Below are 6,340 nucleotides of genomic sequence, written 5' to 3'. Positions count from 1 at the left end.
GGTCGACGAGGTCTGGGCCGACGAGACGCTTCCTTCGAACTCACCCGCCGCCGGCAAGACGGTCGTCAACGACAAGACCACGGCTTACGTATGCATCGGCCCGCAATGCTCTCTGCCGGTCACGGAACCCGACAAGCTGGTGGAAACGATCAAGGCGTCGCGGGCAGCGAAGGCCGTCTGAGACAGCCTACGTATTCATCGAGTCGAAGAATTCGGCATTGTTCTTGGTCTGCTTCAGCTTGTCGACCAGGAACTCGATTGCATCCATCGTACCCATCGGGTTCAGGATGCGGCGGAGCACGTACATCTTCTTGAGCTGATCCTTATCGACCAGCAGCTCTTCTTTACGCGTGCCGGAGCGGGCGATGTCGATCGCCGGGAACACGCGCTTGTCGGCGACCTTGCGGTCGAGCACGACTTCCGAGTTACCGGTGCCCTTGAACTCTTCGAAGATGACTTCATCCATGCGGCTACCCGTATCGATTAGGGCCGTGGCGATAATCGTCAGTGAACCGCCTTCTTCGATATTGCGCGCGGCGCCGAAGAAGCGCTTCGGTCGTTGCAGCGCGTTCGCGTCTACGCCACCGGTCAGCACCTTACCGGAAGAGGGAACCACCGTGTTGTAGGCGCGGCCCAGCCGCGTGATCGAGTCCAGCAGGATCACCACGTCGCGGCCGTGCTCGACCAGGCGCTTCGCCTTCTCGATGACCATTTCGGCCACCTGCACGTGACGCGCGGCGGGTTCGTCGAAGGTGGAGGATACGACCTCGCCCTTCACCGAGCGCTGCATGTCCGTCACTTCTTCCGGGCGCTCGTCGATCAAAAGTACGATCAGATAGCACTCTGGATGGTTGGCCGTGATCGAGTGAGCGATGTTCTGAAGGATGATCGTCTTACCGGTGCGCGGCTGGGCCACGATCAAGCCACGCTGGCCTTTACCGATGGGTGCAACGATGTCGATGACCCGGCCCGTATAGTCTTTCTTGGTCGGATCTTCCGTCTCCATCTCAAGCGCTTCGTCGGGATAGAGCGGGGTCAGGTTGTCGAAGTGGATCTTGTGGCGCTGCTTCTCAGGCTCCTCAAAATTGATCGTGTTGACCTTGAGAAGCGCGAAATACCGTTCGCCGTCCTTTGGGCTTCTGATCTGACCTTCGACCGTGTCGCCAGTCCGAAGACCAAAGCGCCGGATCTGCGAGGGCGAAACGTAGATGTCGTCGGGACCGGCCAGATAGTTCGAGTCCGGTGACCGCAGGAAGCCGAAACCATCCTGGAGGACCTCGACAACGCCTTGGCCAGTGATTTCGACCTCACGGGCGGCGAGTTGTTTCAGGATCGCGAACATCAACTCCTGCTTGCGCATCGCGTTCGCGTTTTCGACTTCGACCTCCTCGGCGAAGCTCAAGAGCTCCGTCGGCGATTTAGCCTTCAATTCTTGCAGCTTCATTTCCTGCACGCTGCTAACTCCAATAGGGATAAGGGTTGTTGTTTTGATTACCGCGCACGGGTTCGCGCGCGCATGAAAAGAAAAGGAAAGGGGTGGTCTATGGCGGGAGGGCGGTGGGATCGGCCCAGCCAGTTCGCGTCAAATGCCGAACTGGAACGTTCAAGTCTTAGCCTGATTTCGAGTCGCTTATAGCAGACGCTCGTCCAGGGCGGAATAGAATTCACGCAAAAGCCACGCAGAATTTGGTTGAATTTTGGCCAAAGCGTCATAGGCGGCAAAAAAGCAATGAGCCTCAGAAGGGTTTCACGATCGCCAATATGACAATCGCGATCATCAAAAGCGTCGGGACCTCGTTGACGATCCGATAGAATTTCTGGCTGTGCGTATTGCGATCCTCGGCGAACTCGCGGGTCCAGCGCCCCAGGAACCCTGTAAATGCCGACATGGCAATGACCAGAACCAACTTCAGGTGAAACCAGCCAGCCGCGGACCAATTCACCAGGTAATAAGCGAGAATCAGCCCGAAAATCCACGTCGCGATCATTGCGGGGATCGTGATCGCCTTCAGAAGCCGCCGCTCCATGACCTTGAAGGTCTCGGATTGCTTCGAGCCGGCTTCCGCCTCCGTGTGGTAGACGAAGAGCCGCGGCAGATAGAGGATCCCAGCCATCCAGGCGATCATCGCGATGATGTGGAACGCCTTGATGTAGAGAAGAAACATAGGTTTTTCAGGCCTTTACGACGCGCCATCGCCCTTGACCAGCCTTAGTAAGCGTTCCACGTTTTCGATCGGCGTCTCAGGCAAGATGCCATGACCGAGATTGAAGACGAAGGGTCGGTCGCCGAGCGTCTCCAGAATCTGCCGTACCCGAGCGTCGAGCGCTGGTCCGCCCGCGACCAAAAGGACTGGATCAAGATTACCCTGCACCGGCCCCATCGGTTGAAGCGCCTCACGGATCCAGCTAACGGGGAGGCTTGTGTCGCAGCCAATAGCATCGATGCCTGTTTCCTCCGCATACCGCACGGCCGACGGGCCTGCGCCCCGGGGAAAGCCGATGATAGGAATATCCGGCACCTCGGCTCTGACACGCGCAACGATCTCTTTCGTCGGCGCGATGCACCATTGGGCGAACCCGTCTTCTGGCAAGCTGCCCGACCAGCTGTCGAAAATCTGCAACGCGCGGCAGCCAGCCTCTACCTGCCCCAAGAGGTAGGTTACCGATGTCTCAACGATGGTATCTATGAGCGCTTGGAACAGGGCCGGGTCCTGGTAACCTAGGGCTCGCGCCCGCGCCTGATCTTTGCTGCCGGCCCCCTCCACCATATACGTCGCAACCGTCCAGGGCGCGCCGCTGAAGCCGATCAGCGGAACATCGTCCGGCAGGCCCGCCACGACCCGTTCGACCGTCTCATAGACCGGAGAGAGCTTTGATGGGGCCTTTGTTGCGACAAGCCGATCCAGGCCAGCCGCATCCCGAATGGGGTCGAGCTTGGGTCCTTCGCCTTCCACAAAGGCCACGGGCTGACCGAGCGCATACGGCACGATCAGAATATCCGAGAAGACGATCGACGCGTCGAAGGCAAATCGCCGTAATGGCTGCAACGTCACTTCGGCAGCCAACTTGGGCGTCAGACACAGATCCAGGAACGACGGAACGGTCTTTCGGACTTCACGGTACTCCGGCAAATAGCGGCCCGCTTGACGCATGAGCCAGATAGGTGGTGGCGAGGAAGTCTCGCCCCTCAAAACAGACAGGAATGGAGAATCTGAACCGGACATGCGTGTCTCTAAAACTAATAGAAAGAGTCTTTAGATAGGTTTTTGTTATTTTTATTACCCCGTGAATAGCGGACATTCATCTTCTTCACCACAGTTTCAACAGGGTCTGCATAGTCGGATTTGTGGGTTTGGCATCCATGAAGACGTCCTGTAGCTAAAGTGACTTGATAGCGTTCGTAACCTTCTGAGCTGGGGTCGCTTTCTGCGCCAACCTCGGACTGAAGAACATCGCCGCAACCTGTGCGTAGATCCGTCTCGGCGCTGGGGATGAAAAAGACTATTGTCCCCCCTGCGCAAAAACTCCGTCGCGATCTAGACACAGACGAATCTGTGCAAAACCTAGCGTATGATTTTCTCGTCTACGGGGAGAGATTTGGAACCGAGTAATGTTGCCCCCGCAGGCTGCCGCAGTTATCCAATGGTCGTACAATGGATACCCAACAGCGTACGTTTCATCTTCATATGATCTCGGATGCCACCGGCGAGACCCTTGTGACAATCGCTCGCGCGGTTGGGGTTCAGTATGCGGCGGCGCGCGCAACCGAGCACTTGCATCCGCTCGTACGAAGCGAACGCGAACTCGAGCGCGTCCTTCAAGAGGTCGAGGCCGCGCCTGGGATCGTGCTCTACACGTTGTTCAATCGCGACCTGGCCGAGAAGCTCGAGCAGGCTTGTAAGCGACTCAATGTTCCTTACGTTGCGCCGCTGCTGAATGTCCTCCAAGTGTTCGAGTCCTTTTTGGGTATGGCGTCGACTCCGACCGTGGGTGGACAACACCAACTCGACGCAGAGTACTTCCGCCGAATCGAGGCACTGAACTTCACCATGATGCATGATGACGGTCACCTGCCGGACAATCTGGACGACGCTGACATCATCTTGCTCGGGATCAGCCGCACGTCGAAGACACCTACGAGCATCTATCTCGCCAATCGCGGTCTCAAGACCGCCAATGTGCCCCTTATTCCTGGCGTGCCCGCACCGCCACAGCTCGAAGAACAGACCGGCGCATTCGTCGTTGCGCTCGTCGCAAGCCCGGAGCGCATATCGCAGGTGCGCCACAACCGCGTTATCGAGCAGGCCCATGGACACTTGGACGACTACGTAGATCGCGATGCTATCGCGGCTGAAATCACGCAGACACGCCAGCTTTGCGCACGCAACGGTTGGCCCATTATTGACGTAACGCGGCGGTCCATCGAGGAGACTGCCGCGGCCATTATCCGCCTGTATGACGACCGAGATGCGCCATCCCTAAACCCATGAGCACTTTCCTCCAAGAGGGCCGAGCACCCCTGATCCTGGCCTCCGCATCTGTCACACGGCGAAGGCTTCTCGAGAACACAGGCCTGACCTTTAGCACTGAAGCTGCTGGTCTCGACGAGGCGGCAATGCGTACGGCAATGGGCCTGGAAGGCACGGTCGAGCCAAGTGACGTGGCTGAAGTCCTGGCGCGCGCCAAAGCCGAGGCTGTAAGCGTGCGATCCGGTGCGGCTTTCGTGATCGGCGGAGACCAAGTTATGGCCGTCGACGGGAAGATCTACGGGAAACCGCAGTCGATGGAAGCGGCGCGGGCGAGGCTCCTCGAACTCAATGGCCGAAGCCACCAACTACACACAGCCGTGGTCGTTGCGACGGGCGGCGAGACTAAATGGGCCTACACTGACGTGGCGACACTGACCATGCGCAAGCTGACCCCGGCCTTCATTGGCCGCTATCTCGCAGCGGCGGGTCAAGGCGTTCTAGGTTCGATTGGCGCTTATCAGATCGAGTCTTTGGGTATCCAGCTTTTCGATAATATCAACGGAGACTTCTTCTCGATTCTTGGCTTGCCGCTCCTCCCACTTCTCGAAGCGCTCCGTCGCGAGGGTGCGATCGAAGGATGACAGGAGAATGAGCAGTCCGCCACGCGCATGCGTGATTGGTTGGCCGGTGGAGCATTCGCGCTCGCCTGTTATTCATGGCTATTGGCTCAAGCACTACGGCATCGACGGGGCGTATGGAAAAGAGGCGGTAAAGCCCGAGGACATTGCCGACTTTCTGCGGACTTTGTCGGAGCATGGCTACGTTGGTGCGAATGTTACCTTGCCCCATAAGGAAGCGGCATTGAGGGCGGTGGATCAGGCCGATACCGCGGCAAAGGCAATCGGCGCGGTCAACACAGTATGGCTCGACAAACAGGGCCTTCTTCAAGGCAGTAACACGGATGCCTATGGGTTCATGATCAATCTCCAGGGGCTGGCGCCCGACTGGCAAGCACGCTGCGACGTGGCCATGGTCTTGGGCGCCGGCGGCGCCGCGCGCGGGGTTCTCTATGGCCTGATTGCGGCTGGCGTGCGCCGGGTCCTTCTGACGAATCGCACGGTGGCGAAGGCCGAAACCCTCGCCCGCGAGTTCGGCAGTCCCGTCGACGTTCTGCCCTGGGATAAAAAGGACTCAGCATTGCCAGCGTGCGGACTTCTGGTGAATACGACCAGCCTCGGAATGACTGGTCAGCCGCCGCTGGAAATCATGGTGCCCGCCCTGCCAACCGCCGCCGTTGTAGCGGACATCGTCTACGTTCCTTTGGAGACGCCGCTACTGGCCGCAGCGCGGGAGCGGGGTCTCACGGCCGTCGATGGATTGGGGATGCTCCTCCATCAGGCCGTCCCTGGCTTCGAACATTGGTTTGGCATTCGCCCCGACGTGACGGCGGATCTGCGTGCGGAGGTCGTCGCCACGCTGGAGGCCGGGTGATGCTGGTCGTCGGCCTGACGGGGGGGATCGGCATGGGAAAGAGCTCAGCCGCTGCTCACTTTCGGCGGCATGGCGTCCCCGTGTTCGATGCAGATGCGTACGTGCACCAGCTCTATGAGGGTGAGGCAGTACCTCTAATCGAGAGAGCTTTCCCAGGTACGACGCGCGATGGCCGGGTCGATCGGGGACTTCTCGCCGCGGAAGTGGCCGGCCAGCCAGAGCGTCTGAAGGCACTCGAGGCAATCGTCCACCCGCTGGTAACACAGGCCGAAATTGACTTTCTATGCGACCTGGAGGCTTCCGGCATTTCGATGGCGGTTCTCGAAATACCGCTGCTCTTCGAGACGGGCGCGGAGGACCGCGTCGACGTAACAGTTACG

Annotated in this window: 8 protein-coding genes; 5 read left to right on the top strand and 3 right to left on the bottom strand. The window is 59.0% G+C overall.

The features are described 5' to 3' along the window. Positions 1–181 (top strand): hypothetical protein (locus AC33YF_RS12290; RefSeq protein WP_491777498.1); only part of this gene is annotated, 181 nt, incomplete at its 5' end. A 6-nt stretch (positions 182–187) separates the two neighbouring features. On the opposite strand, the gene rho is transcribed toward AC33YF_RS12290, so the two are convergent. The 3 genes from rho to hemE form a co-directional block, all read right to left on the bottom strand. Then, the gene (gene rho, locus AC33YF_RS12285) at positions 188–1,453 is read right to left on the bottom strand and encodes a transcription termination factor Rho (RefSeq protein ID WP_491777497.1); all 1,266 of its coding nucleotides are present in this window, start codon (positions 1,451–1,453) and stop codon (positions 188–190) included. A gap of 283 nt (positions 1,454–1,736) precedes the next feature. Continuing rightward, positions 1,737–2,165 carry a protoporphyrinogen oxidase HemJ gene (gene hemJ / locus AC33YF_RS12280; protein WP_491777496.1) on the bottom strand — a complete coding sequence of 143 codons (429 nt, stop codon included), beginning with the start codon at positions 2,163–2,165 and terminating at the stop codon, positions 1,737–1,739. Positions 2,166–2,180: 15 nt separating this feature from the next. Then, on the bottom strand, positions 2,181–3,224 hold the full coding sequence (gene hemE, locus AC33YF_RS12275; RefSeq protein ID WP_491777495.1) for a uroporphyrinogen decarboxylase: 1,044 nt from the start codon (positions 3,222–3,224) through the stop codon (positions 2,181–2,183). Positions 3,225–3,653: 429 nt separating this feature from the next. Here hemE and AC33YF_RS12270 point away from each other — a divergent pair, with 429 nt between their 5' ends. The 4 genes from AC33YF_RS12270 to coaE form a co-directional block, all read left to right on the top strand. After that, entirely contained in the window at positions 3,654–4,490 is an 837-nt protein-coding gene (locus tag AC33YF_RS12270) for a pyruvate, water dikinase regulatory protein (protein WP_491777494.1), read from the top strand. Then, positions 4,487–5,110, top strand: coding sequence for a Maf family protein (locus AC33YF_RS12265; RefSeq protein ID WP_491777493.1), 624 nt, complete (start codon positions 4,487–4,489; stop codon positions 5,108–5,110). Before AC33YF_RS12270 ends, AC33YF_RS12265 begins: the two co-directional genes overlap by 4 nt. 7 nt (positions 5,111–5,117) lie before the next feature. Beyond that, a complete protein-coding gene (locus AC33YF_RS12260) occupies positions 5,118–5,960 on the top strand; it encodes a shikimate dehydrogenase (RefSeq protein ID WP_491777492.1) in 843 nt (280 codons plus the stop codon). After that, positions 5,960–6,340: dephospho-CoA kinase (coaE, locus tag AC33YF_RS12255; RefSeq protein WP_491777491.1), on the top strand; the 381-nt coding region annotated here is incomplete at its 3' end. The genes AC33YF_RS12260 and coaE, both read left to right, overlap by 1 nt.

The sequence above is a fragment of the Methyloceanibacter sp. genome, assembly GCF_058506495.1.
Note: the sequence above shows the minus strand (reverse complement) of the source record. Positions and strands in the feature narration are given on the sequence as shown.

What these genes read in the sequence shown, in the direction of transcription:
- hemJ (WP_491777496.1), bottom strand. Translation starts at nt 2,165, where the DNA reads ATGTTTCTTCTCTACATCAAGGCGTTCCACATCATCGCGATGATCGCC.
- hemE (WP_491777495.1), bottom strand. Translation starts at nt 3,224, where the DNA reads ATGTCCGGTTCAGATTCTCCATTCCTGTCTGTTTTGAGGGGCGAGACT.
- AC33YF_RS12270 (WP_491777494.1), top strand. Translation starts at nt 3,654, where the DNA reads ATGGATACCCAACAGCGTACGTTTCATCTTCATATGATCTCGGATGCC.
- AC33YF_RS12265 (WP_491777493.1), top strand. Translation starts at nt 4,487, where the DNA reads ATGAGCACTTTCCTCCAAGAGGGCCGAGCACCCCTGATCCTGGCCTCC.
- AC33YF_RS12260 (WP_491777492.1), top strand. Translation starts at nt 5,118, where the DNA reads ATGAGCAGTCCGCCACGCGCATGCGTGATTGGTTGGCCGGTGGAGCAT.